At 65.3% G+C, this 22,917-nt stretch carries 20 protein-coding genes and 2 pseudogenes; 12 read left to right on the plus strand and 10 right to left on the minus strand.

What is annotated here, in order from left to right:
• The 6 genes and pseudogenes from AAFN86_RS26290 to AAFN86_RS29660 all read right to left on the minus strand — a co-directional run.
• The gene (locus AAFN86_RS26290) at positions 1-1,050 is read right to left on the minus strand and encodes a sugar phosphate isomerase/epimerase family protein (protein ID WP_347546583.1); all 1,050 of its coding nucleotides are present in this window, start codon (positions 1,048-1,050) and stop codon (positions 1-3) included.
• Positions 1,051-1,055: 5 nt separating this feature from the next.
• Positions 1,056-2,090: an aldo/keto reductase gene (locus tag AAFN86_RS26295; RefSeq protein WP_347546584.1), complete on the minus strand. Its 1,035-nt coding sequence runs from the start codon at positions 2,088-2,090 to the stop codon at positions 1,056-1,058.
• Complete coding sequence (locus tag AAFN86_RS26300) at positions 2,087-2,926, minus strand: carbohydrate ABC transporter permease (protein WP_347546585.1); 840 nt, start codon at positions 2,924-2,926, stop codon at positions 2,087-2,089. Before AAFN86_RS26300 ends, AAFN86_RS26295 begins: the two co-directional genes overlap by 4 nt.
• The gene (locus AAFN86_RS26305; RefSeq protein ID WP_347546586.1) at positions 2,904-3,842 is read right to left on the minus strand and encodes a sugar ABC transporter permease; all 939 of its coding nucleotides are present in this window, start codon (positions 3,840-3,842) and stop codon (positions 2,904-2,906) included. The genes AAFN86_RS26300 and AAFN86_RS26305 overlap by 23 nt, the downstream gene beginning before the upstream one ends.
• Before the next feature lie 4 nt (positions 3,843-3,846).
• Positions 3,847-5,196, minus strand: coding sequence for an extracellular solute-binding protein (locus tag AAFN86_RS26310; RefSeq protein ID WP_347546587.1), 1,350 nt, complete (start codon positions 5,194-5,196; stop codon positions 3,847-3,849).
• Between the two features lie 130 nt (positions 5,197-5,326).
• A pseudogene (locus AAFN86_RS29660) lies at positions 5,327-5,761 on the minus strand (SDR family NAD(P)-dependent oxidoreductase); the annotation flags it as partial.
• Positions 5,762-5,787: 26 nt separating this feature from the next.
• On the opposite strand from AAFN86_RS29660, the gene AAFN86_RS26315 reads away from it, so the two are divergent.
• From AAFN86_RS26315 to AAFN86_RS26355, 9 genes are read left to right on the plus strand one after another with little or no spacing between them, the layout of a single operon-like run.
• Positions 5,788-6,855, plus strand: a complete 1,068-nt coding sequence (locus tag AAFN86_RS26315; RefSeq protein WP_347546588.1) for a sn-glycerol-3-phosphate ABC transporter ATP-binding protein UgpC — start codon at positions 5,788-5,790, stop codon at positions 6,853-6,855.
• Positions 6,852-7,688, plus strand: a complete 837-nt coding sequence (locus tag AAFN86_RS26320; RefSeq protein ID WP_347546589.1) for a hypothetical protein — start codon at positions 6,852-6,854, stop codon at positions 7,686-7,688. Before AAFN86_RS26315 ends, AAFN86_RS26320 begins: the two co-directional genes overlap by 4 nt.
• 8 nt (positions 7,689-7,696) lie before the next feature.
• Positions 7,697-8,734: a Gfo/Idh/MocA family oxidoreductase gene (locus tag AAFN86_RS26325; protein ID WP_347546590.1), complete on the plus strand. Its 1,038-nt coding sequence runs from the start codon at positions 7,697-7,699 to the stop codon at positions 8,732-8,734.
• A gap of 30 nt (positions 8,735-8,764) precedes the next feature.
• A complete protein-coding gene (locus tag AAFN86_RS26330) occupies positions 8,765-10,006 on the plus strand; it encodes a sugar ABC transporter substrate-binding protein (protein WP_347546591.1) in 1,242 nt (413 codons plus the stop codon).
• Positions 9,993-10,916 carry a sugar ABC transporter permease gene (locus tag AAFN86_RS26335; protein WP_347546592.1) on the plus strand — a complete coding sequence of 308 codons (924 nt, stop codon included), beginning with the start codon at positions 9,993-9,995 and terminating at the stop codon, positions 10,914-10,916. The genes AAFN86_RS26330 and AAFN86_RS26335 overlap by 14 nt, the downstream gene beginning before the upstream one ends.
• Positions 10,916-11,728, plus strand: a complete 813-nt coding sequence (locus AAFN86_RS26340; RefSeq protein ID WP_347546593.1) for a carbohydrate ABC transporter permease — start codon at positions 10,916-10,918, stop codon at positions 11,726-11,728. Before AAFN86_RS26335 ends, AAFN86_RS26340 begins: the two co-directional genes overlap by 1 nt.
• The gene (locus tag AAFN86_RS26345; RefSeq protein WP_347546594.1) at positions 11,725-12,096 is read left to right on the plus strand and encodes a carboxypeptidase-like regulatory domain-containing protein; all 372 of its coding nucleotides are present in this window, start codon (positions 11,725-11,727) and stop codon (positions 12,094-12,096) included. The genes AAFN86_RS26340 and AAFN86_RS26345 overlap by 4 nt, the downstream gene beginning before the upstream one ends.
• Positions 12,093-12,866 carry a hypothetical protein gene (locus AAFN86_RS26350; protein WP_347546595.1) on the plus strand — a complete coding sequence of 258 codons (774 nt, stop codon included), beginning with the start codon at positions 12,093-12,095 and terminating at the stop codon, positions 12,864-12,866. Before AAFN86_RS26345 ends, AAFN86_RS26350 begins: the two co-directional genes overlap by 4 nt.
• Positions 12,863-13,750, plus strand: a complete 888-nt coding sequence (locus AAFN86_RS26355) for a polysaccharide deacetylase family protein (RefSeq protein WP_347546596.1) — start codon at positions 12,863-12,865, stop codon at positions 13,748-13,750. The genes AAFN86_RS26350 and AAFN86_RS26355 overlap by 4 nt, the downstream gene beginning before the upstream one ends.
• A 119-nt stretch (positions 13,751-13,869) precedes the next feature.
• Here the strand turns inward: AAFN86_RS26355 and AAFN86_RS26360 are convergent, their stop codons facing one another.
• From AAFN86_RS26360 to AAFN86_RS26370, 3 genes and pseudogenes are all read right to left on the minus strand, one after another.
• Positions 13,870-14,457: a winged helix-turn-helix domain-containing protein gene (locus AAFN86_RS26360; protein WP_347546597.1), complete on the minus strand. Its 588-nt coding sequence runs from the start codon at positions 14,455-14,457 to the stop codon at positions 13,870-13,872.
• A 44-nt stretch (positions 14,458-14,501) separates the two neighbouring features.
• On the minus strand, positions 14,502-15,467 hold the full coding sequence (locus AAFN86_RS26365) for a tripartite tricarboxylate transporter substrate binding protein (protein WP_347546598.1): 966 nt from the start codon (positions 15,465-15,467) through the stop codon (positions 14,502-14,504).
• A gap of 424 nt (positions 15,468-15,891) precedes the next feature.
• Positions 15,892-15,978: pseudogene (locus AAFN86_RS26370) on the minus strand (IS5/IS1182 family transposase); the annotation flags it as partial.
• Positions 15,979-16,204: 226 nt separating this feature from the next.
• Between AAFN86_RS26370 and AAFN86_RS26375 the strand changes: the two are divergent.
• Together AAFN86_RS26375 and AAFN86_RS26380 are read left to right on the plus strand one after the other, a co-directional pair.
• On the plus strand, positions 16,205-17,005 hold the full coding sequence (locus tag AAFN86_RS26375) for an aldolase/citrate lyase family protein (protein ID WP_347546599.1): 801 nt from the start codon (positions 16,205-16,207) through the stop codon (positions 17,003-17,005).
• Positions 17,006-17,074: 69 nt separating this feature from the next.
• Positions 17,075-19,054 carry an ABC transporter substrate-binding protein gene (locus AAFN86_RS26380; protein WP_347546600.1) on the plus strand — a complete coding sequence of 660 codons (1,980 nt, stop codon included), beginning with the start codon at positions 17,075-17,077 and terminating at the stop codon, positions 19,052-19,054.
• A gap of 117 nt (positions 19,055-19,171) precedes the next feature.
• Here the strand turns inward: AAFN86_RS26380 and AAFN86_RS26385 are convergent, their stop codons facing one another.
• The gene (locus tag AAFN86_RS26385) at positions 19,172-19,966 is read right to left on the minus strand and encodes an aldolase/citrate lyase family protein (protein ID WP_347546601.1); all 795 of its coding nucleotides are present in this window, start codon (positions 19,964-19,966) and stop codon (positions 19,172-19,174) included.
• A 332-nt stretch (positions 19,967-20,298) separates the two neighbouring features.
• Here AAFN86_RS26385 and acnD point away from each other — a divergent pair, with 332 nt between their 5' ends.
• Positions 20,299-22,914, plus strand: a complete 2,616-nt coding sequence (gene acnD, locus AAFN86_RS26390) for a Fe/S-dependent 2-methylisocitrate dehydratase AcnD (RefSeq protein WP_347546602.1) — start codon at positions 20,299-20,301, stop codon at positions 22,912-22,914.
• The last annotated feature ends 3 nt before the right edge of the window (positions 22,915-22,917 follow it).

Consider the following 22,917-nt stretch of genomic DNA (forward strand, 5'->3'; position numbering starts at 1 on the left):
TCAGAATCCCAGTATGCGTCGCGCCGTCACGGTATCCATTGGATTCCGAAGCGCCGCATCGAAGGGGATCTCGGTCACGTGGATCATGTGCCTCGCAATGAATGGCGCCCCCTCCGCAGCACCGTCCTCCTTGCGCTTGTAGCAGCACTCCCATTCCAGCGTGGCCCAGCCGTCGTACCCGGCGTGGGCAAGGCGCGAGAAAACGCCCTTGAAGTCGACCTGACCGTCGCCAGGGGATCGGAATCGCGCAGGCCTGTCACGCCAATCCTGGAAGCCGCCATAGACGCCGCTGCGATCGCTTCGGATGAATTCCGCATCCTTGACATGGAAGGCACCGATGCGGTCGCCATAGCGGGCGATGAAGCCGAGATAGTCCATGTGTTGCAGCAGCATGTGGCTCGGGTCGTAGAGGATGCGCGCCCGACGATGCCCATCGACCAGATCCAAAAAACGCTCGAAGGTGGCACCGTCATGCAGGTCTTCACCGGGATGCAGCTCGAAGCAGACATCCACGCCCGCATGCTCGGCGTGATCAAGGATCGGATGCCACCGCCGTGCAAGTTCGCCGAAGGCCGCCTCGAAGAGGCCGGGCGGCGCCGGTGGCCATGGGTAGATATAAGGCCAGACAAAGGCACCGGAGAATACACCCAGCCGCGACAGCCCCAATCGCGCCGTCGCCTCGATCGCCAAATGAAGCTGCCGCTCCGCCCAGGCAGAGCGAGCGGCGGGATTTCCGCGAACCTCCGGGGCGGCAAAGACATCGTTTATCTCGGCGAAGGCCGGGTTCACCGCCATGAGCTGGCCGGCACGGTGAGCGGCAAGCTCGCTGGGTTCGACGCCGAGCGTCGTCAACCGCGCGCGGTAATCGCGGCAGTAGCCATCCTCGACCGCGGCACGCGCCAGATCGATCAGGCGCGGATCATGAACCGGGATCTGCACGCCACTGTAGCCAAAGCCGGCAAGCCAGCCGACAACGCCCTCCAGGCTGTCAAAGGGTGGTGTGCCACCCATGAACTGGCTCAGCATCACCCCAGGGCCACGGATCGGCATGATGGCTAGTCCGGGACCGGCGCGGCGTGCTCGAGCAACCCTTCCGACTTTAGATCCGACCAAAGTGCCGCGGGGACCGTATGCCGAAGATGCGCGATGTTCTGAGCCACCTCGCCGCGCGACAATGCGCCCGGGATAACCGAGCACACGACCGGATGTGCCAACGGAAACTGCAGCGCGGCAACGGGCAGCGGAACGTCGTGCCGCCGGCAGACGGCTTCGATGCTCCGCGCCTTCGCCACCACCCCCGGCGGCGCGGCGGCATAGTCGTAGGACGCACCGTCCTTCACATGGCCAGCGAGGATACCCGAATTGTAGGGGCCACCGATGATCACACTCATGCCGCGGGTTGCGCAGTATGGCATGAACTCCGACAGCGCGCCCTGTTCCAGCAGCGTGTAGCGACCGGCCAGCAGCATGCAGTCGAAATCGCCCGCTCTGGCGAAGCGCAGGCACATGTCGGCCTCGTTCAACCCGCAACCGATGGCCCCTATCACGCCGGCCGCACGCAGTTCGTGCAGGGCACGGTAGCCACCTTCCATCGCAGTACGGAAGCGATCCTCCAACACTGCACGATCCCCGATACTCCAGAAATCGATGTCGTGGATCAGGAGCACATCAATGCGCGAGATGCCAAGACGCAGGCACGACTGCTCCAGTGACCGCATCACACCATCATAGGAATAGTCGAAGACCGGCAGGAAGCCTGGCAAGCCATTGTCTCGCATGCCGCCGGGCCTTTCCTCGCCGGGCCGCTGCGCATGCATCACGCGACCGATCTTGGTCGACAGGACGTAGTCCTGGCGGGGTCGCTGCCGCAACGCGTGCCCGACTCGCAATTCGCTGCGGCCATAGCCATAGAAAGGCGAGGTGTCGAAGAAGCGCACGCCACCATCCCATGCCGCGTCGAGCAGCGCCTGCGCCTCCTCCTCGGCGATGCTGGCCCGGAAGCCGCCGATGGGCGCCCCGCCGAAGCCGAGCGCCGTCACCTCCGTCGCCGTGCGGCCCAGACGCCGTTTTTGCAGGGGGTCCATCATCATCCTTTCACCGCGCCGCCCGTCAGACCATGCACCAGATATTTCCGGACCAGCAGCGAGAAGACCAGCACGGGCAGCATGACCATGGTGCCGCCGGCGGCGATGCGGCCCCATTCCCACCCTTCGTAGTTCATGAAGTTCACCACCGCGACGGGCGCGGTCATTGCCTCGGTCCGCGTCAGGATCAGGGCGAAGAAGAAGTCGTTCCATGCAAACAGGAAGCACAGGATCGCCGTGGCCGCGAGGCCGGGGGCCGACAGCGGCAGAACGATGCGCAGGAACGCCTGCCCCATGGTCGCGCCATCGATCCACGCGGCTTCCTCCAGCGAGCGGGGCAGCTGGTCGAAGAAAGGCCGCATCATCCAGATCGCCAGCGACAGGTTGAACGTCAGATAAATCAACACCAGGCCGCTCCAGGTATCGATCAACTCCAGATGCCGGTAGGCAAGGAAGTAAGGGATGGTGAACGCAATAGGCGGCGCCATACGAGACGCCAGGATCCACAGGCTGACCGTGCTCACCGCCCGAGCCTGCCAGCGCGACAGCGCGTAGGCCGCGGGTACGCCGATCAGCATCGGCAGCACTGTCGCCGCCGCACTCACCACCAGGCTGTTGACGTAGGATTGCCGAAACCCCGTTTTCCACAGGGATGCGTAGTTCTCGAAGGTCGGTGCGAAGATCAGCGGCGGTGGAAAGGTAAAGATCTGCGCATTGGTCTTGAACGACATCTGCAGCAGCCACAGGAACGGCGCCAGCGCCATCCCCGCCAGCACCACGGCGACAATACTCAGGATGCGCCTCTCGCGCACCAGCGGCCTACTCACGATGCCCCCAGCCAATCAGGCGAATGATCATCCAGCTCAAGCCGATGCTGGCTGCCAGCATCACGGTGGTGATTGCGCTGGAATAGCCGAGCAGCGAGAAATTGAATGCCTGTTGGAATGAATAGTAGTTCGTCACCTCGGTGACGCTGCCGGGGCCACCATCGGTGAGTATGAAGATGAGCGGAAAAGCCTTGATGCTGTCGATCAGCCGGAACAGGCAGGCGACCAGCAGCACGCCACGCAGGAATGGCAGCGTGACATGCCACGTCATCTGCCACGGCGTGGCGCCGTCCACCTTTGCTGCGTCGATCAACTCCTGCGGCATCATCTGCAGCGCAGCGAGCGTCATCAGCATCGTGAAGGGAAACCACTGCCAGGTGTCGGCAACGATGATCGCCGTCAGCGCCCAATCCGGATCGGTGATAAGCGCGGGGAGCGTGATGCCGAACATGGACAACCCCCAATGCGCCGGGCTGATGTCAGGCGTATAGATGACCTTCCAGATGATCGCGACCACGATCGGGGGCAACACCATCGGTATCAGAAAGACGGTGCGTAGCGCCTCGAGGAAGCGGGTGCGGCTGTTCAGCAGCAACGCCAGGCCGAAGCCGATCAGCAGTTGCAGCAGTACGGTCCAGAACGAGAGCTTCGCCTGCACCCAGACGGAGTTCATCAACCGTCCGTCCATCAGCATCTGCCGGTAGTTCTCGAATGGGCGGGAGAAATCGCCGACCGTCTCTGGCCGCGTGAGGTCAAGTGGCGTCAGGCTGCTCACCAAAAGGAAGATGGCCGGCGCGAGGGTGATGACGGCGAGTACCGTAAGCGAAGGCACGAGGCACAGCCGGAAGAACCGCGACTTGCCGCGTTCCAGCCCTTCCCGCGCGCGCGGCCCGTTGCGCGCCGCCGCATCACCGGTGAGCGCGATCGACACGCGTTCAGCCCGGATCCACCTGCGCGCCAGCGCGTTGCAGTACCTGGATCGCATCCTGCTGCGTCTGCCGCATCGACGCCTCCGCGCTCTGCTGGCGCGTGGCGATCCGGTCGATGCCTCGATTGATGGTGTCGCCCACCTGCGGGAAGACCGGAACCGTGCGGTACTTCATGTAGCCACTGCGCCCGCCCAACTCGAGCACCTGCAGATAGAGTGAGGCCACATCCTGTCCGTTCAGCGTCAAGGCCTGACGGAATGCCTCCCCGGTGATGACGCTGCGCCGACAGACGCTGGGATAGCCGTATTGCTGGACGATGCGGTTCAGCATGTCCTTCGAGAGCGCCCATTGGATGAAGGCCCAGGCAAGCTCCTTGCGGCGCGAACCGGCGGGAATGCCAAGGCAGTGGCTGTTGGAGCCTGGGAAGTTCCCCGCGGGACCCGCCGGCATCAGGGAGATGCGCATGGTATCACGCACCGTGCTCTCCGCATGCTTGGCGAGCGGCACCATCCAGGTGATGGCATTGCTGCGGAACATGGCGCGCCCGGCCATCTGTGCCCGCATCGCCTGATCGTCGGTGAAGGACAGCATGCCCGGCGCGCCGTACTTCGACATCAATTCAGCATACCATTGTGCCGCGCGGATTGCCTCGGGTGTTGCCAGTGTCGGCGTCAGATTGGCCGGCGGATCGCGGAAGATGCGTCCGCCCATGCCCATCAGATAGGGCACCCAGTTCCAATGATGCAGCCGATCATTGACGTAGCCCGACACGCCACCGCGGCCATGCACCGCCTCGCAGGCGGCAGTCATCTCGTCAAAAGTTGTCGGCATGCCAAGTCCGGCGCGCAGCAGCAGATCGTGCCGGCTCGCCGAGAGCAGTGAGGCACCGGCCTCCCAGGCGAAGCCGAACACCTGGCCCTGGGAGTTGGTCACCGGCGACTGCGCACCGGAGACGAAGTCCGCCGCGTCCCAGTCAGGCGCGGTATTGTTGCTGTCATTGACGAAGTCGCTCAAGTTGGTCAGCCAGCCGGCCCCCATCCATCGACCGGAGTAGATGAAGGTGACGTTGCAGACATCAAGCGATGACCCACGCGTCGACAGTTCGAGATCGGTGCGCTGGTTGTAGACGGGGAAGGCCTGGGTGTTGAAATTGACGCGGGCACCGCTGCGTTCCTCGAATTCCGGGAAGTAGCCCTTCAGATACTCGAAGAACGTGCTCTGGAACGCTGCGCCGTTCAGCGTCTGGCCGGCGAAGGGCCTCGCCTGACCAAGGACCGGTGGGGCGGCGACGGCCCCGGCCACAAGGGCGCCGCCCCCGGCAAGCAGGCGGCGACGAGCAATGCGCGCAAGCGTCATGGCGTCCTCCCACGGCGGTCGCCGCCTGGGCGCCGTCCTTGTCCGGCGGGAAGGCTATGGGCGGCGTTCCGGGCGCGTCAAGCAACCAGCGTGAGAATGTGCGGCGCATGAGGCCGAAGCTTTGACCGGTTGGTCCCGGCGCCGGATGGGTGGCCAGAAATAGAGCCAGCGGCACAACATGCTCCGCCTGCTTGAGCCATTCGATAGGGCTGATCACGACCGCCCCCGCGCGTTGCGGCACCTGCGCCGTCGCGGTCTGCACCGGGCCGGGCACGAGTTCGTACACCGCGATGCCGTCTGCGCGAAGTTCATCGGCAAGGTTGCGTACCACCTTCCACGCCGCCGCCTTCGAGCAGGAATACCCGGCATCTCCGTGCAGGCTGCCATGCCCCGTGTCCGATCCAACCATGACCACGCGCCCGCCGGCGCGGATTGCAGCGGCCGCTGCCTCGACGTCCGGCGCCGATGCCACGACCCGCTCCGGTCGCAGGGGCGACCTTGCCCTCAGGCGCACCCTTGCCCATGGCGGTGATTCCTCCCAAGATTCAACGCAGACCATAAGCATCCCACGTGGATGCAAGGGAGGGACGTGTGGCAACGGTCACGTTGCGCAGGCTCCGCAAGGCCTTCGGAACAGTGGAGGTCGTCCATGGCGTAGACCTGGCCATCGCCGAGGGCGAGTTCATCGTCCTGGTCGGGCCATCAGGCTGCGGCAAGAGCACCATCCTGCGGATGGTCGCGGGACTGGAAGACGCGACAGGTGGTGACATCCTGATCGACGGCGCCATTGTGAACGAGCGCGACCCAAAGGATCGCGACATTGCCATGGTGTTCCAGGACTACGCGCTCTATCCGCATATGAGCGTTGCCGAGAACATGGGCTTTTCGCTGGCGTATCGCGGGGTGAAGAAGCCGGAGGTGCTCCGGCGCGTCGCCGAAGCCGCGGCTGTTCTCGACATCGCGCATCTGTTGCAGCGGCGTCCACGCGAACTCTCCGGCGGTCAGCGCCAGCGCGTCGCGATGGGTCGCGCCATCGTGCGCGATCCCAAGGTCTTCCTTTTCGACGAGCCGCTGTCGAACCTCGACGCCAAGCTCCGCGTGCAGATGCGCACCGAGATCAAGAAGCTCCGCGACAGGCTGCGCGCCACGACCATCTATGTCACCCATGACCAGGTGGAGGCGATGACGCTCGCCGATCGGATCGTCGTGCTGCGCAGCGGCCGTATCGAGCAGTTGGGTACCCCCGAGGAAATCTATGATCGTCCCGCCAGCGCCTTTGTCGCCGGCTTCATGGGAGCGCCGGCGATGAACCTGCTGCCGGTGCGCATCGCGGATGGCGGCGTGGTGCTGCCCGATGACACGCGCTTGCCGCTTTCCCACCATCCTACTGGCGTCGCGGAGGCTACGCTCGGCCTGCGGCCCGAACGACTGGCCTGGCTGATGCCGGATGTAGCGTCCACCGGCGCCGAACTGGCGGGCCGCGCCATGGTGGTGGAACCCTTGGGGGCAGAAACCCTCGTGACGCTCGATATCGGCGGACATGAGGTCCATGCACGGGTGCCGCCGCGCAGCGTGCGCATGGCGGGCGAGCATGTGCGCCTCGCCGTTGACCCTTCCGACCTGCATCTCTTCGCGCGCGAGGGAGGGCAACGGCTTTGAATGGCGACCCACTTCTCATCCAGCCGGAAACATTGGGCCACGGCACCGGCGTTGCCGTCACGGTTGTCGCTGACGCGGCTTCACTGACGCAGGTCTTTGCCGACATGCTGCTGTCCGAATACCGGGAGGCACGCGCGGCCGGGCGCGACCAGGTTCTGTTCATCGTGCCGGTTGGCCCGGTCGGGCAATACGATCTGCTGGCTGCGCGCTGCAATGCGGAGCGCCTGCCGCTTTCCAACCTGACACTGATCGGTATGGACGAATACCTGGCGCCAGGCGGCGACTGGATTGCCGCGGAGGATCCCCGATCGTTCCGCGGCCATATGCGCCGTCACCTGCTCGACGCGATCGACCCGGTATTGGCGCCGCGCGTGATCTTCCCGCATCCGAACCGGCCGCAGGAGATTGCGGCAATGATCACAGCGTGCGGAGGCGTGGATGTATCCTTCGGTGGGGTCGGCATCGCCGGCCATGTCGCTTTCAACGAACCCCCGGAGCCCGGCGAAGTGTTGGATGTGGACGCCTTCGCCGACCAGCCGACCCGCATCGTGCTGCTGTCGCGGGAAACCCGAACGATCAACGCCGTCACGGTGGCGCGCGGCGCCATCGACCTCATACCTGAAAGCGCGGTGACAGTCGGCATGCGCGAGATCCTCGGCGCGCATCGCCTGCGACTGTTCCTCAATCGGCCCTGGCAATGCGGTATCGTACGCAAGTTGCTGCATGGACCGGTCACGCCGGCGGTACCGGCTTCCTATGCGCAGCGCCATCCCGATGCCGCGCTGGTTATCACGCGTGACGTCACGCAATCCCCCATGCCGGTGCTCGCATGACCGCGCCAATGCGTGTGGGCTTGATAGGCTACGGCGCCTGGGGCCGCCATCATGCGCGGGCACTGGCAGTTGCGCCATCCGCCGCTCTGGTCGCAATCGCGGCACGGGGGGATGCGAACGCCGCGGCGGCGGCCATCGATTGGCCCGGCATCGCTGTCCATCGCAATTGGCGCGACGTCGTCGCCGACCCATCGCTCGAAGCAATCGTCATAGCCGTTCCGAACGCGCTGCATGCGGAGGTCGCCCTCACCGCTCTCGCCGCCGGCAAGCATGTTCTGCAGGAAAAGCCGATGGCGTTGACTCTGGCGGATTGCGACCGGCTCATCGCCGCCGCTCGCAGCGCTGGTCGGGTGCTGACCATTGGCCACGAATTGCGCGTCAGCCGGCAATGGGCACCTGTGCGCGATCTGATAGCGCAGGGCGCCATCGGCACCTTGCGCCACGCCGCCTTCTCGCTGTTCCGATTTCCCTACCGACAAGGTTCATCCGCCTGGCGCTATGATCCCACCGCGGTGGGGTCATGGATCCTTGAGGAGCCTGTGCATCTGTTCGACCTGCTGCTGTGGTACGGCAAGGAACTCGGCCCGCCGCGAACGCTGCGCGCGGTGGCGGAGGGTGATCCCGCCATGCCGAACGCCCTGTCTGTCATGCTGCACTTCGATGGCGGCGCATTCGCCACGCTGAACACCGTGGTCGGCGGCTTCGAACATCATGTCGCGCTGCACGCCATGGGCACAGGCGGTGCCATCCGTGCACTGTGGTCGGCCGCGATGGATCGTAGTGGGGAAGCGTCGGCCAGCCTGCATCTCATGCGCGGCCGCGCCGCACCCGGGCAGGTTGCCGAAAGCATCACCTTCGAGCGTTCGGGCGAGATCTTCGAGCTTGAGACCCAGGCCGAGCAGGCCATTCGCGGCTTCCGCGACGGCCGCGCGCTGGTGCCGGCGGAGCAAGCCCGCGCTGCCATCGCCTGCTGCCTGCTCGCCGAACGATCAGCGCGCGAGAACGGGCGTGAGATTTTTTGGACCGAGGCCGATCCATCGGACTAGGCTTCGCCGCGATACGGGAGGGAACATGCAATGCTCAACAGGCGCATCATCCTGCAAGCCGCCGCCGGCCTGGCGCTGGCAGCCCCATCGGTCGCCCAGGCGCGGCGCCGGATCAGCTTCCTGACCTGGAACATCATTGACCAGGAACCGCTGATCCGTGGCTGGATCGCGAGCTTCGAACGCGCCAATTCGGGTGCAGAGGTCGAATGGCTCGACAAGAAGGGGCCTGAATTGCCGCCCTTCTACCAGACCCAACTCGCCGCGGGCACACCGCCCGACATCATCAACACCCAAGGAGCGCTCTGGCTGGAGTATGCCGCCGGTGGCGCGCTGCTCGACATGACCCCGCTGATCGCCCAGGATGAATCGATGCGCGGCCGCTTCAATGCGGAGTACCTGGCAAACTGGACCTATGAAGGGCGCAACTTCATGCTGCCCTTCTACATCACCAAGACGCTGCTGTTCTTCAACAAGCCGATGCTCCAGCGGGCCGGCCTGTCCGGCCCGCCACAAAGCTTCGACCAGATCCTGGAATTCGCAGGCAAGATGGGCCAGGGCGAATCCAGCGGCTTCCTGACGTTGAACTTCGACTGGCTCTACTGGCCGCTATTCGCCATGAACGGCATCGAGCTGCTGACGCCGGACCTCCGCCGCCCCGCCTTCAACACACCCAAGGCCATCGAGGTGGTGGAGAAGCTGGCACGCGCCTCCGACACCGGCGCCATCAACAAGATTTCCTGGACCGGACGCTGGGTGGAACCGAACGGCGCCTTCGCGGCCGGCAATGTCGGCATGCTGCATGCGCATTCCCCGGCGTATTTCTTCATCAAGGGCCAGGGCAGCTGGATCAACCCGGACAGCCTCGGCGTGGCGCAGATGCCGGGCGGCTATTCGACGCCGAACAGCCATGGCCTCGGCATCTCGAAGGGGTCGCGCAACCCGGAGCTGGCCTGGGCCTTCCTCAAGCACATCACGGCCAATGAGCAGGCCAGTCAGTTCGCCACGCAACGCCGCATCCTGACCGGCAATACGGCAGTGGACCAAGCGCTGCTGGCATCCCTGCGTACCGAGGACCCGCAGGTCTACGCGGTGCTGGCCACGCAGCTCGAACATACCGACAAGATGGTCGGCAAATGGCCACTGGCGAACGACGCGCGGGTGAAGGACGCCTTCTGGGCGGAACTGCAAAGCGCGCTGCTTGGCCGCAAGCCGGCGCGCCAGGCGCTGGCGGATGCGGAACGGCGCGTGGCGCGCGAACTTGGCCGCGCCTGACGTCGTGAAGGATTGGTGGGGCAGGCGGCGGACACGGCAGGCGATGCTGATCGTCTGCTTCCTGCTGCCGTCCCTGGCGATCTTCTTCCTGTATCGCATCCTGCCGCTGGGCTGGAACGTCGTTCTGTCTTTCCAGTCCTGGTCGCCGATGCGTGCCTCCCGCTGGGTGGGGCTCGAGCATTATGAGGAGATGCTGTTCTACGACGACGTGTTCTGGCAAGCGTTGCTGAACACGCTGATCTGGATCGGGGCCGCGCCACTGGCGATCGGACTCGCACTCGGCATCGCGTTGCTGGTCAACAGCGATCTCAAAGGGGCGAGCGTCTACCGGACGATCGTCTTCCTGTCCTATCCGCTGATGACGGTGGCGGTCGGCATCGTCTGGCGCTGGATGTATGATGAGCGCGGCGGCTTCATCAACTGGGCGCTGCGCTCGGCCGGCGTCATCGACCGCCCGCTCGGCTTCCTGCAATCCTTCGACATGGCGCTGCCGGCGGTCATTGTCACCGACATATGGCAGATCCTCGGCTTCTACATGATCGTGCTGTTGGCCGGCCTGCAGCAGATCCCGCCGCATCTGTATGAGGCGGCGCGGGTAGACGGCGTACCGGCCTGGGCAAGGTTCACGCGGATCACCCTGCCGATGCTGCGTCCGGCGCTTTTCCTGTGCGCCGTAATCGGGCTGCTGAATTCCATGACAGCCTTCGATCTGGTCTATGTCATGACCGGCGGCGGGCCCGGCAGCGCGACGGAGCTGCTGATCACCTACATCTACCGCATGGGCTTCGGGCAGACGAAGTTCGACTACGCCGCCGCCATCACCGTGGTGCAGTTCGCCCTGCTGATGCTGCTGACCGTGCTGGCGAATCGTGCTGCGGGCGGAAATGCCGGCGCGGTGGACCGCGACTGATGCGTCGCCGCGTCCCCTGGCTGCGCCACGCGGCCCTGCTGCTGGTCTCGGCGGTGATGCTGATGCCCTTCTACTGGGTGATCAAGACCGCCATCACCAATGAGAACATCTACGCCTACCCGCCGCGTCTGTTGCCGCAGGAACCGCATTTGTTCAATTTCGTCGATGTCTGGTACCTGATCCCTTTCCCGCGCTACTTGCTGAACAGCATCATCGTGTCGGCCATGGTGGTGGCCGGCAACGTGGTGCTGAACGCCTTGGCCGCCTACGCGCTGACCAAGCAGTTCCGCGCGCGGCGGCTGGTGATCGTGGCGCTGCTGTCCTGTACACTCATCCCGTTTCAGGCGACGATCATCCCAGCTTATCTCATCACAGCGCGGATCGGCCTGCTCAACACCTATCTCGGCCTGGCGCTGCCGCTGCTGTCCACCATCATCTGTATCTTCATCTACAAATCCGCGTTTGAGGCGGTGCCACGCAGCCTGATCGACGCAGCGCGGATCGACGGGCTGCCGGAGTGGCGCATCATCTTGCGCATCCTGCTGCCGCTGTCCAAGGCGGCGATCGCCACCAATGTGATTCTCGCCTTCATCTGGTCGTGGAACAGCTTCATGTGGCCGCTGATCGTCACGCGCGACGCCCAGATGCAGACCTTGCCGCTCGGCCTCGCGCGGTTCCTGTCTTACATGGAGGACACTACGGGCGCTTTGTATGCCTTTGTCTGCCTGGTTCTGGCTCCGGGCATCCTGGTCTTCCTGATGGCGCAATCGGCATTCATCCGCGGTTTGACCAGTGGAGCGACCAAGGGATGAGATGGCTCCGATCGCGCTGGGTTCTCGTACCCGGCGGCCTGCTGGTGACGGTCGCGCTATGGAACCTTTATGTCGCAGCCAATGCCGGCGGCGTTGTCGAGGGCCAGGTCATCGACAGTAGCGGCGCGCCAGTGCAGGGGGCGAATGTCTTGCTGTACGAACGGTCATTCATCACAAACAACGAGAGACAGCGCACCATAACCGGGCCCGACGGGCGGTTCCGCTTCGACGGCAATGGCAGTCACGCCGTCCAGTTGCAGGCCGAAGGAGCAGGCGGGCGGTCGGAGCGCCTGACGGTGCGCCTCTGGTTCCGCGCGCAGAACCGCAGGCTGGAACATCCGCTGCGCCTGCCAGGAACCGCCTCATGATCGGCGCGGCGACGCGTCTGATCGTCCTGGCCGGCGACCCAATCAGTCACACCAAGGGCTACGCCGAATATGCCGCGGCCCTTGAAGTTGCTGGCATCGATGCGGTCTATCTCCCACTGCACGTCCCGGGCGGCGCCTTCGCGGAATTCCTCCGGGGTGCACGGCAGATGCGCAACCTGGCCGGCATCGTCGCCACCATCCCGCACAAGCAGGCCGCCTTCGCGGCATCCAGTCCCGATGTTGCGGCCCGCCGCAGCGGGGCTGCGAACCTGCTGCGTCCGGCATCCCAGGGATGGGAGTCGACGAATCTCGACGGCTTCGGGTTCCTGGTCGCGCTGCGCGATGCTGGCATGGTACTCGCGGGCCGTCACGTTCAGATGCTGGGCGCAGGGGGCGCTGGCCGTGCGGTTGCGATGGCAATCGCCGAGATGGGCCCCGCGTCGCTCGCCATCGCCGACCCCGATGCGGCTCGCGCTGCTGCATTGGTCCAGGCGGTCGCGGTCGAGTTCCCGTGCTTGCCTGTCGCGGCGGCGCTCGGCGAGTCGGAGGTGCTGGTGAACTGCTCGCCGATTGGCATGGGTCAGGATGACCGTCTGCCACTTCCTGCCGCGCTGATCCCCGATCGCGGCACCGTATACGACATCGTCAACCGGGCTGACACGCCGCTCCTGGTCGCGGCGCGGGAACGTGGCTGTATCGTCGAACATGGACGATCCATGATGCTGGCGCAGATCGGCCTGCTGATCCACTTTCTGTTCGGTCCGACATGAAGACCGTGATCCTCCACGCCGACGATGTCGGCATGTGCCACGGTGCCAATCGCGCTTTCGTCGATCTGTCCCGTGCCGGTCGTCTCGACAGCGGCAGCGTCATGGTGCCCTGCCCCTGGTTCCCGGAGATCGCCACCGAGGCCGCAGCCGATCCGATGCTCGATCTGGGCGTGCACCTCACGCTGACCAGCGAGTGGTACGGCTATCGCTGGGGACCGATCTCCACCCGAAATACGGCGAGCGGCCTGCTCGACGCGGATGGGTATTTCCCACGCGATGTCATCGCGCTGCGACGCGCTATGGTGCCCGAGGCGGCTGAGATCGAGATGCGCGCGCAGATCGAGCGGGCCCTGGCGGCTGGCATCGACGTGACACACCTCGACACGCATATGGGTGCCGCTCTGGTGCCGGAAGTACTGCCCGCGACGCTGCGGCTGGCACTTGAGTTTCGTCTGCCGCTTTTGCTGCCCCGCGAAATTCATTCCTACCTTTCGGTCCTCCGCCTGGGTGAAGTCGAACCTCGACCCTACGAGCAGGCGCTCACGCTGATGGAGGAGGCGCGCATGCCGGTGTTCGAACGCTTCACCATGACGCCCGGCGCAATGCCCGACGCGGCATCCTATCGACCGGTGCTCGTACCGTCCGGGCCAGGTCTGACCTTCGTCTCACTGCATCCGAACACGCCCGGCGACATCGAGACGATAACGGCTCGTCATCCGCGACAGGAGCCAGGCTGGCGCACCGGAGAATACGCGTTCCTGGCTGCCGGCGCAGCGGACGCCATCCTGACAGCCGATGGCATTCGACGCAGCGGCATGCGGGTCTTGCGAGACGGATGGCGCAGAGCAGACGCGCCGAGGACCGGACAATCTCCTCCCTCGTAGAGTCGGTTTCGCGTGCGTCTGCAACCGATCGGGTGCTGAGGGCCTGGTTCCGCGCCGCGCCGAGCGACGGGTGATGCTGTTCTTTTGGCCGACGCGGGCTTCGTGAATGGACCAGATCTCTACCTCGTCGAGGCCGAGGTCCTGCTCGCGCGCGATACCTGCCAGCGTGGCAAGGAAGTTCTCTTGAACGTCCCGATGACGCCCCCGGCCTGGGCGTGGTGCTTCGGCCGGGCCGAGAACTTGCGGTAGCCCATCGCGCGCAGTTCACGGCCCAGTGTCTGCAGCGAGACTGAAACGCGGAGCCCCTCCCACAACCATTGGCAGAGATCGCTGAACCGCCAGCGCACAGCGCCGTGGATTGGGCCGCGGTCGATCTGCGCGGCAAGTGCCTGGCGGTGTGCGTCGGTCGGCAATGACGTCGGGCCAGCAGCTTTGCTGTCGATCAGTCCCACCGGACCCTCGGCTTTGAAGCACACCACCCAGTCCCTGGCGATCTGCAGGATCACATGGCCGAGCCACGCCGCTTGCGAGCGCCTGCCGCCGCCGTAATTCGCCGCCTGCGCCAGCAGATGGCGCGCCTGGGCGGCGTCCGCAGCACGGGAGCGCAGGGGCGCTTTCGCGTATCTCGCGACGCGTCCTTCGCCCGAGGCAATCGCATTCGACTGTCCGCTGCCGGTAACCTGATATCGTTTGTCGGCGTCGATCACGCCATCAGGCAATTCGTAACCGAAGGCATGATCGTGCCGCAGCGCTACTGCGGTTCGATACCGGCCAGGCGGACATACTCGGCCCATCGCGCGATGTCGGCGCGCATGTACTGGCCAAGCGCCGCCCCCGACAACATGAAGGGCTCCGCCACCAGGCGGTCCAGCAGCGCGGTGCCGTCGGGCTCGGCCATGATCGTCTGCAGTTCCGTCTCGAGGCGCGCGACAATGGCACCTGGCACGGCGGCGGGCGCGAAGACGCCGGTCCAGGCAACCACGGCGTTCTCCAGCACGCCTGCTTGCACGAGGCTCGGCACGCCCGGAAGGCGGGGCGTCGGCGCATCACCGCTGACGGCGAGCGCGCGCAGCGTGCCCGCCTGCGCCTGGGCCGCGCCCGTAAAGGCGTCCGACACCGCGAAGTCGAGCCGCCCGGCCATCAATTCGGTCAGCGATTGCGGATTGCCGCGGAAGGAAACGCTCTGCGCCTGTACGCCGCCGCGCTGCTGCAGCAATGCACCCACGACACGCGTCGAGGTGTTGCCGTAGCCGTAGTTCAGACCGCCAACCCGCGCGCGCGATAGCGCAGCGAGTTCCTGAACGGATCGTGCAGTCGAATCCTGGCGCACCAGAACCACGGTCGGCTGCCGCAAGATGCCCGCGACCGGAGCGAAATCCGTCACCGGATCGTAGGTGATGGTCCGGTAGAGGCTGACATTGGCCGCATGAGCGGAACTGGTGGAATAGAGTAGGGTATGGCCATCGGCTCGCGCGCGTGCAACGGCCGTGGCTGCGATTCCTCCATCCACGCCGGGTCGGTTCTCGACCAGCACCGGTTGGCCAAGGCGGCTCGCCAGGCGCTCGGCCAGGAACCGGCTGACGGTGTCGGAGGCGGTGCCCGCCGGGAAGCCGACCAGGATGGTGACCGGCCGCGCCGGATAGGTGTCCGCGCGCGCCGTGGCTGCGGGCGCAATGGCCGCACCGGCCGTCAGGCGAAGCAGGTCACGGCGGCGCATGGATATTCCTCCCTCCTGTACGGCACTGCCGGGCCTTGACGCCGCGGTAGCGCGCAGCAGCACGCTGAACGGACATCCCCGGCGAACCGGCCGCTGCGAGAACGTAGTGGGGTACCGACGGCTGTTGCAACGATGACAGCACCCGGAATAAGCGCGCAGCCGGTAATAGCGTCCCTCGGCAGCAGGAGCCGATGCTGTCGCCGTCGATCGGTAGACCTCATCAGAAGCGCGTACAGCCGATCTGCGTAGGAGAGACACGGGCGAGGATCTACGCCGCAGATCCGGGACCAGATGCGTCTCTTGGGCACCGTGCGAAGATCTCATCGGCGCAAGGCCGCGGCACTTCGGGCGCGTTCGCACGCATCCGTTTCGACGGAGATATCCTTCAATATGAATAGTTTGGAATGGCCGTGCTCACCGTCTCCGGCGAACCCGTCCATACGATCCACAGAACGCCCTCGACGAACATGCAGTTATCGCGCCCGGTCGAGCCATTCTGGTCAGGCCGGCCGCGGACCGCGGCCGTTGGCGCTCGACGTGTTTTCCCCGCTTGCCTGCAGTAGGGACATGACTTGCGCATCAACGAACGTCGCCATGCTCATCACCGACAGCACACACACAGGAACGGTTGCCCGCCGTGCAGGCTGCCAGTAGCGTGAAGCGCAAGGAGCGCGCTGCAGTGCGGCAAGTCCCGTTGGACGGTCGACTACCAAAGGGCGCTTTTGGAGGAAACGCTGATGGGCGAAAATAGCCCTGCTGTTGCCAACGCGACAAAGCGACGTCTGGCGGAAGGCCGGGTCGTTACCGGCATGATGGTACGCCTTACGCGCACCGCGGATATCGCCGTCATCGCCGCGTCCTGCGGTTTCGATGCGCTAAATGTGGATCTTGAGCATAGCCAGCTGACGCTCGGCGAAACGGCGCAGATTTGCGTCAGCGCGTTGAGTTCAGGGATCACGCCGCTGGTGCGCGTACCGTCGCAGGACCCCGCTTTCATGGGACGCGTGCTGGATGGCGGTGCGCAAGGCCTTATCGTCCCGCATGTGCAATCCGCGCAGGAAGCGCAGGTGATCGCGGCGGCGACGCGATTCCCGCCCGCCGGACACCGTTCCATGGGTGGTACCGGGCCGCTACTCCGCTATCAGACAGTGCCGACGCCGATCGCCGCGCCGGCCGTCGATGCCGAGACGCTGATCACCGTCATGCTGGAGACCAGCCAGGCCGTTGGCAACGCCGCCACGATCGCTGCGGTGCCCGGTGTCGACATGGTCATGATCGGCACCAATGACCTCTGTGCCGATATGGGCCTGCACGGACAGCTTGGCCATCAGCGCGTGCTGGATGCGTATGCCGAGGTCGCACGCGCCTGCAAGGCGAACGGGAAGCACCTCGCCATCGGTGGCATCAAGGCGGATATGACGCTGCTGGGAAAGCTGGTTGCGCTCGGCGCCCGCTACATCTCGGCGAATACGGACATGGCGCTGCTGATCGGTGCCGCGCGCGCGCATGCAACGGAGCTGCGTCAGCTGCAGGCCTGAGCGATCGCATCGAGATAGGGAGCAATGACCATGGGGTTTCGCGGCATTCTGGCAACTGGATTGCTTGCGATGTCACTTGGCGGCCCCGCGTTGGCGCAGCCCTCCTCCCTCGCGGCGTCCGGCCTGATCAGCGATCCCGAGGGTGCGCGGATCGTCAACGATCCATCCCGCATACCGCGACAATTCCGCGAAGCACCGATGCTGGCGGAACGCGTGCGCGCCGGCATCCTTCCACTGGTGGATCAGCGCGTGCCGGCCGAACCACTGGTGCTGCAGCCGCTTCAGGCGATCGGCCGCTACGGCGGCACTTGGCGGGGTGCCTTCAACGGCCCGGGCGATGGCGAGAACGGGAATCGGATCAATGCCTCGGACATGATGATGTCTTGGGACATGGTCGGCGCCGTCGAGGTACCGAGCGTCGCACGTGCGTGGGAGGTCAGCGCTGATGGCCGCCGCACCACGCTGCATCTCCGCCGCGGGATGCATTGGTCCGACGGATCACCCTTTACCGCCGACGATTTCGTCTTCTGGTTCGAGGATCTGTACCAGAACCCGGCGATTGTCCGCGCGCCCATGCCGGAGATGCAGGTCGACGGTAGGCCAGGCCGCGTCATCAAGATCGATGAAGCCACCATCGCCTTCGAGTTCGATGCGCCCAACTTCCTCGTTGTGGAGCAGCTCGGCGCGCAGGCCGGCCTCGGTGGCCAATCCTATCGCCAATCGGGTGGCCTGACCTATGGCGGCTATGCGCCCGCCGCCTATCTGCGCCAATTCCTGCCGCGATATTCCTCGGAGGAGGAGGTGAATCGCCGCGCGCGCGCCGCGGGCTACGAGAACTGGCTGCAGTATCTGCATTTCATCAAGGATTGGCAGCTGAACCCGGCGCTGCCGACGTTGGGTCCCTGGCGCACAGTGAGCCCGATCAACACCCAGATCTGGGTGATGGAGCGCAATCCGTACTATTGGATGGTGGATACCGAGGGCAATCAGCTGCCCTATATCGATCGCGTCTCGCTCACGTTGGCCGAGAACATGGAGGTGATCAACCTCCGTGCCGCATCTGGCGCGTTCGACTACCAGGCGCGCCATCTGCAACTCGCCAACCTGCCGGTCCTGCTGGCGAACCGGGAGCGCGGCAACTATCGCATCAATATCAATCTCGCGACCTACGGTGCCGACCTCGCGCTGCACCTCAACACCAGCTACACCGCCGACGCTGAGATTGCGAAATGGCTCAGCAATGTCGATTTCCGGCGAGCGCTGTCGCTCGGCATCGACAGGGATCAATTGAACGAGACCTTCTGGCTTGGGCTCGGCACGCCGGGTTCCGTCGTCGTCGCGGAATCCTCGCCGGAAAACCCCGGTCCGGAATGGCGTCAGCGCTGGGCCACGCTGGACGTTGCCCGCGCCAACCAGATGCTCGACCGCATCGGCCTGGCGCGGCGGGATTCCGCGGGCTACCGGCTGCGCACCGACAACGGCCAGCGGCTCGTGCTGGAAGTGCTGGCGGTGCAGGCGCTGCAGCCCTATCCACGGCAGCTCGAAATGATCGCGCAGCAGCTGCGGGCCATCGGTATCTTCCTCGACGTGAAGGAAACCGAGCGCACGCTGGCCTATACCCGGGTGCAGAACAACCAGCACCACATCTTTCCCTGGAGCAATTCAGGCTCCGAGAAGCTGTTCCTGGTGCCGGCCTATGTACTTCCGGTGGATCCGATCAACTCGGCCAATGGACCGGCCTATGCCGAATGGTTCGCTTCCAACGGTGCGCGCGGTCGCCGGCCGGAGGATCCGCTGATCGTGCGGGCCCAGGAACTCTACCGCTCCGCCGCCGGACTGCCGGAGGCTGAGCGCAACCTCGCCGCGCAGGAGATCTGGCGCATCGCCGTCGATCAGGTCTGGTCGATCGGCGTTGTCGGTGTCTCGCCAGGTTCCTTCGGCGTGCAACTCACCAGCAACCGGCTTGGCAATGTGCCGCGACGGTCGTGCATCGCAAATCATTGCCGAACGCCGAATTCAGCCTATCCGCAGCAATGGTATTTCCGCTGAGCAGGACTGAAGCACGATGCGCACCGCCTGACGATTGCAGCGCCAACGATCTTGCGCGCCATCAGGCGACGGCCTTGTTGCAGCGACCCGCACCATGACGTTGCATGGCCCGACGGGCTACAGCGGCATGGCGCGGATCGCCGCAACATCCTCGCTGCCACCTTTCAGGACGTAGCCAAGATCTGAGCCGCAGGTCAGATAGCGTACGCCAAGCTTGAGCAACTCCGCCTGAAAGGCAGGGTCATTGCGTACCCCGCCGACCCCCCAGGCCTTGCCATGGGCGCTGGCGGCCTGGCGCACGGTCTCATAGGCCGCCCGCATTCGCGGATGCTTCGTCTGCCCGGCCAATCCCATCTCCGCGCTGAGATCGGAAGCGCCGATATGGATCACGTCAATTCCTTCCACGGCAGCGATCGCCGCGGCATTGGCGACCGCCCCCGGCGTCTCGATCATGGCGATCAGAAGGGTTTCACGGTTGACCTTCGGGTTGATCTCGCTCTGCGGCAAGGAGCGATAGCGTAGCACCGGCAACGGTCCACCGACGGAGCGATGGCCGGCTGGCGGGAAAAGGCAGGCTTGCACCACCATTCTTGCCTGGTCGGCGGTGTCGACATGCGGGACCATGATGCCCTGCGCGCCGGCGTCGAGCACGCGGCATATCTCATGTCCGGCATGCGTGTTCATCCGGACGATCGGCGTGATGCCGACGCCGAGCGCGGCGACGCAGATGCCAGCTGCCGTCTCCAGATTCGTTGGATTGTGTTCCATGTCGACAAACAGCGCATCGAAGCCGCAGGCTTCCGCGATCATGGCGATGTTCGGCGTGCGCATCTGGTTGACCGCCATGCACAACACGAGCTCGTTCCTGCTCAACTTCAGTTTGGCCCGATTTTCTCCCAAGGGCATCGCCATGCTTCTGCTCCCGCTGACATCCGCAAGACTACCCCACTCGAACTGGTCTGCAATCCGACCTCCCATCCGCCCGGCGACGACGGCCACCTGGGCATCGAACGCTCGCCTCTGTACTTCCCGACAGTAGCGATCGGCTTGCGCGCCTGCATCGCATCCAGTACTCGGCCCATACTGTTGTTGGCGGCGGCTCATGCGTCGAGAACCATCGCGCCCCGAGACGCGCCGGGCGGTGCCGACGGCAGGCTGGTCATATCGCTCGTGCAGCGACACACTGATGCCAGTATGAACATCGAACGACGGATCGCCGGGCAGAACCCGGCACGGAGCGAGCCATGAACATGCGATACCGCAAGCGCCTGCCCGGCACCGATCTGGACTATTTCGACGCGCGCGCTGCCGTCGAGGCGATTGCGCCTGGCGCCTATGACGGCCTGCCCTATACCGCGCGGGTGCTGGCTGAGAACCTGGTGCGCCGTTGCGATCCGGCGCTGCTCACCGATGCCCTGACGCAATTGATCGAGCGCCGACAGGACCTGGATTTCCCCTGGTACCCCGCCCGCGTCGTCTGCCACGACATCCTCGGCCAGACGGCGCTGGTGGACCTCGCCGGTCTCCGCGACGCGATTGCGGAGAAGGGCGGCGACCCGTCCAAGGTGAATCCTGTCGTACCGGTGCAGCTGATCGTCGATCACTCGCTGGCCGTTGAGCATGCCGGCTTCGAGAAGGATGCCTTCGCCAAGAATCGCGCCATCGAGGATCGCCGCAACAAGGATCGCTTCCACTTCATCGAATGGACGCGACACGCCTTCGAGAACATGGAGATCGTCCCGCCGGGCAACGGCATCATGCACCAGATCAATCTGGAGCGGATGTCGCCGGTCATCTACACGTTGGACGGCGTTGCCTTCCCCGACACGCTGGTGGGCACGGACAGCCACACGCCACATGTCGATGCACTGGGTGTTATCGCGATCGGCGTCGGCGGACTTGAGGCCGAGAACGTCATGCTCGGCCGTGCCTCCTGGATGCGCCTGCCCGACATCGTGGGCGTGGAGCTCACCGGCAAGGCCCAGCCCGGCATCACCGCGACCGACATCGTGCTGACGCTTACCGAGTTCCTGCGCAAGGAGAAGGTCGTCGGCGCCTGGCTGGAGTTCTACGGCGAGGGATCGTCGAGCCTCACGCTCGGCGACCGTGCCACCATCTCCAACATGGCGCCGGAATACGGCGCCACCGCCGCGATGTTCTCGATCGACCAGCAGACCATCGACTATCTGCGCCTGACCGGGCGCGAGGATGCACAGATCAGGCTCGTGGAAACCTACGCGAAGATCGCCGGCCTGTGGTCGGACAGACTCGCCAAGGTACAGTACGGGCGCGTGCTGCGCTTCGACTTGTCCACCGTTGTGCGGACCCTGGCCGGGCCATCCAACCCGCATCGCCGGCTGCCGGTCTCGGACCTGGCCGAACGCGGCATCAGCGCGCCCTGGACGCAGGAAGGCAGCCTGATGCCCGACGGCGCCGTCATCATCGCCGCCATCACCAGCTGCACCAATACCTCCAACCCGCGCAACGTCATCGCTGCCGGTCTGCTGGCGCGCAATGCGAACCGCGCAGGGTTGATGCGCAAGCCCTGGGTGAAGTCCTCACTCGCACCGGGCTCCAAGGCGGTGGCGCTGTATCTGGATGAAGCCGGCCTCACGACGGAGCTGGAGGCGCTCGGCTTCGGCCTGGTCGCCTTCGCCTGCACCACCTGCAACGGCATGTCCGGGGCGCTCGATCCGCTGATACAGCAGGAGATCATCGACCGCGACCTCTATGCGACCGCCGTGCTGTCCGGGAACCGCAACTTCGACGGCCGCATCCACCCCTATGCGAAGCAGGCCTTCCTCGCTTCGCCGCCGTTGGTGGTGGCCTATGCCATCGCCGGCACCATCCGCTTCGATATTGAACGCGACGTGCTGGGTGTCGATCCCAGCGGCAAGGAGATCCGTCTCAAGGATATCTGGCCAAGCGACGAGGAGATCGACGCGGTGGTCGCTGCAGCGGTGAAGCCCGAGCAGTTCCGCAAGGTCTATGCGCCGATGTTCGGCAACCAGGGCGCGCGGAAGAAGGTCAGCCCGCTCTATGACTGGCGTGCACCGAGCACCTACATCCGCCGCCCGCCCTATTGGGAAGGCGCGCTGGCCGGCGAGCGCACGCTGCGTGGCATGCGCCCGCTCGCCGTGCTCGGCGACAACATCACCACCGATCACCTGTCGCCGTCCAACGCCATCATGCTCGACAGCGCCGCGGGCGAGTATCTGGCGGCGATGGGGCTGCCGGAGGAGGACTTCAATTCCTACGCAACCCATCGCGGGGACCACCTGACCGCGCAGCGCGCCACTTTCGCCAATCCGAAGCTGTTCAACGAGATGGTGCGGAAGGCGGATGGCAGCGTGAAGCAGGGTTCCCTGGCGCGCATCGAGCCCGAGGGGCAGGTCGTGCGCATGTGGGAAGCCATCGAGACCTACATGGCGCGCAAGCAGCCGCTGATCATCGTGGCGGGCGCCGACTACGGGCAGGGGTCGTCGCGCGACTGGGCGGCGAAGGGCGTGCGGCTGGCAGGCGTCGAGGCGATTGTCGCCGAAGGCTTCGAACGCATCCACCGCACCAACCTGATCGGCATGGGCGTGCTGCCGCTCGAGTTCAAGCCGGGCACCAGCCGGCTGACGCTCGGCCTCGACGGTACCGAGACCTATGACGTCGTCGGTGCACGGACGCCACGCGCGGATCTGACGCTGGTGATCCATCGTCGCGATGGCAGCACGGCGGAAGCGGTCGTGACCTGTCGCCTGGATACCGCCGAGGAAGTCTCGATCTACGAAGCGGGCGGCGTGCTGCAGCGCTTCGCGCAGGACTTCCTTGAGGCCGAGGCGCCGCCGCAGGATGGTCGCCAGGCTGGCTGACCC

This window comes from Roseomonas sp. CAU 1739 (assembly GCF_039839775.1).
Classification (GTDB): Bacteria; Pseudomonadota; Alphaproteobacteria; order Acetobacterales; family Acetobacteraceae; genus Neoroseomonas.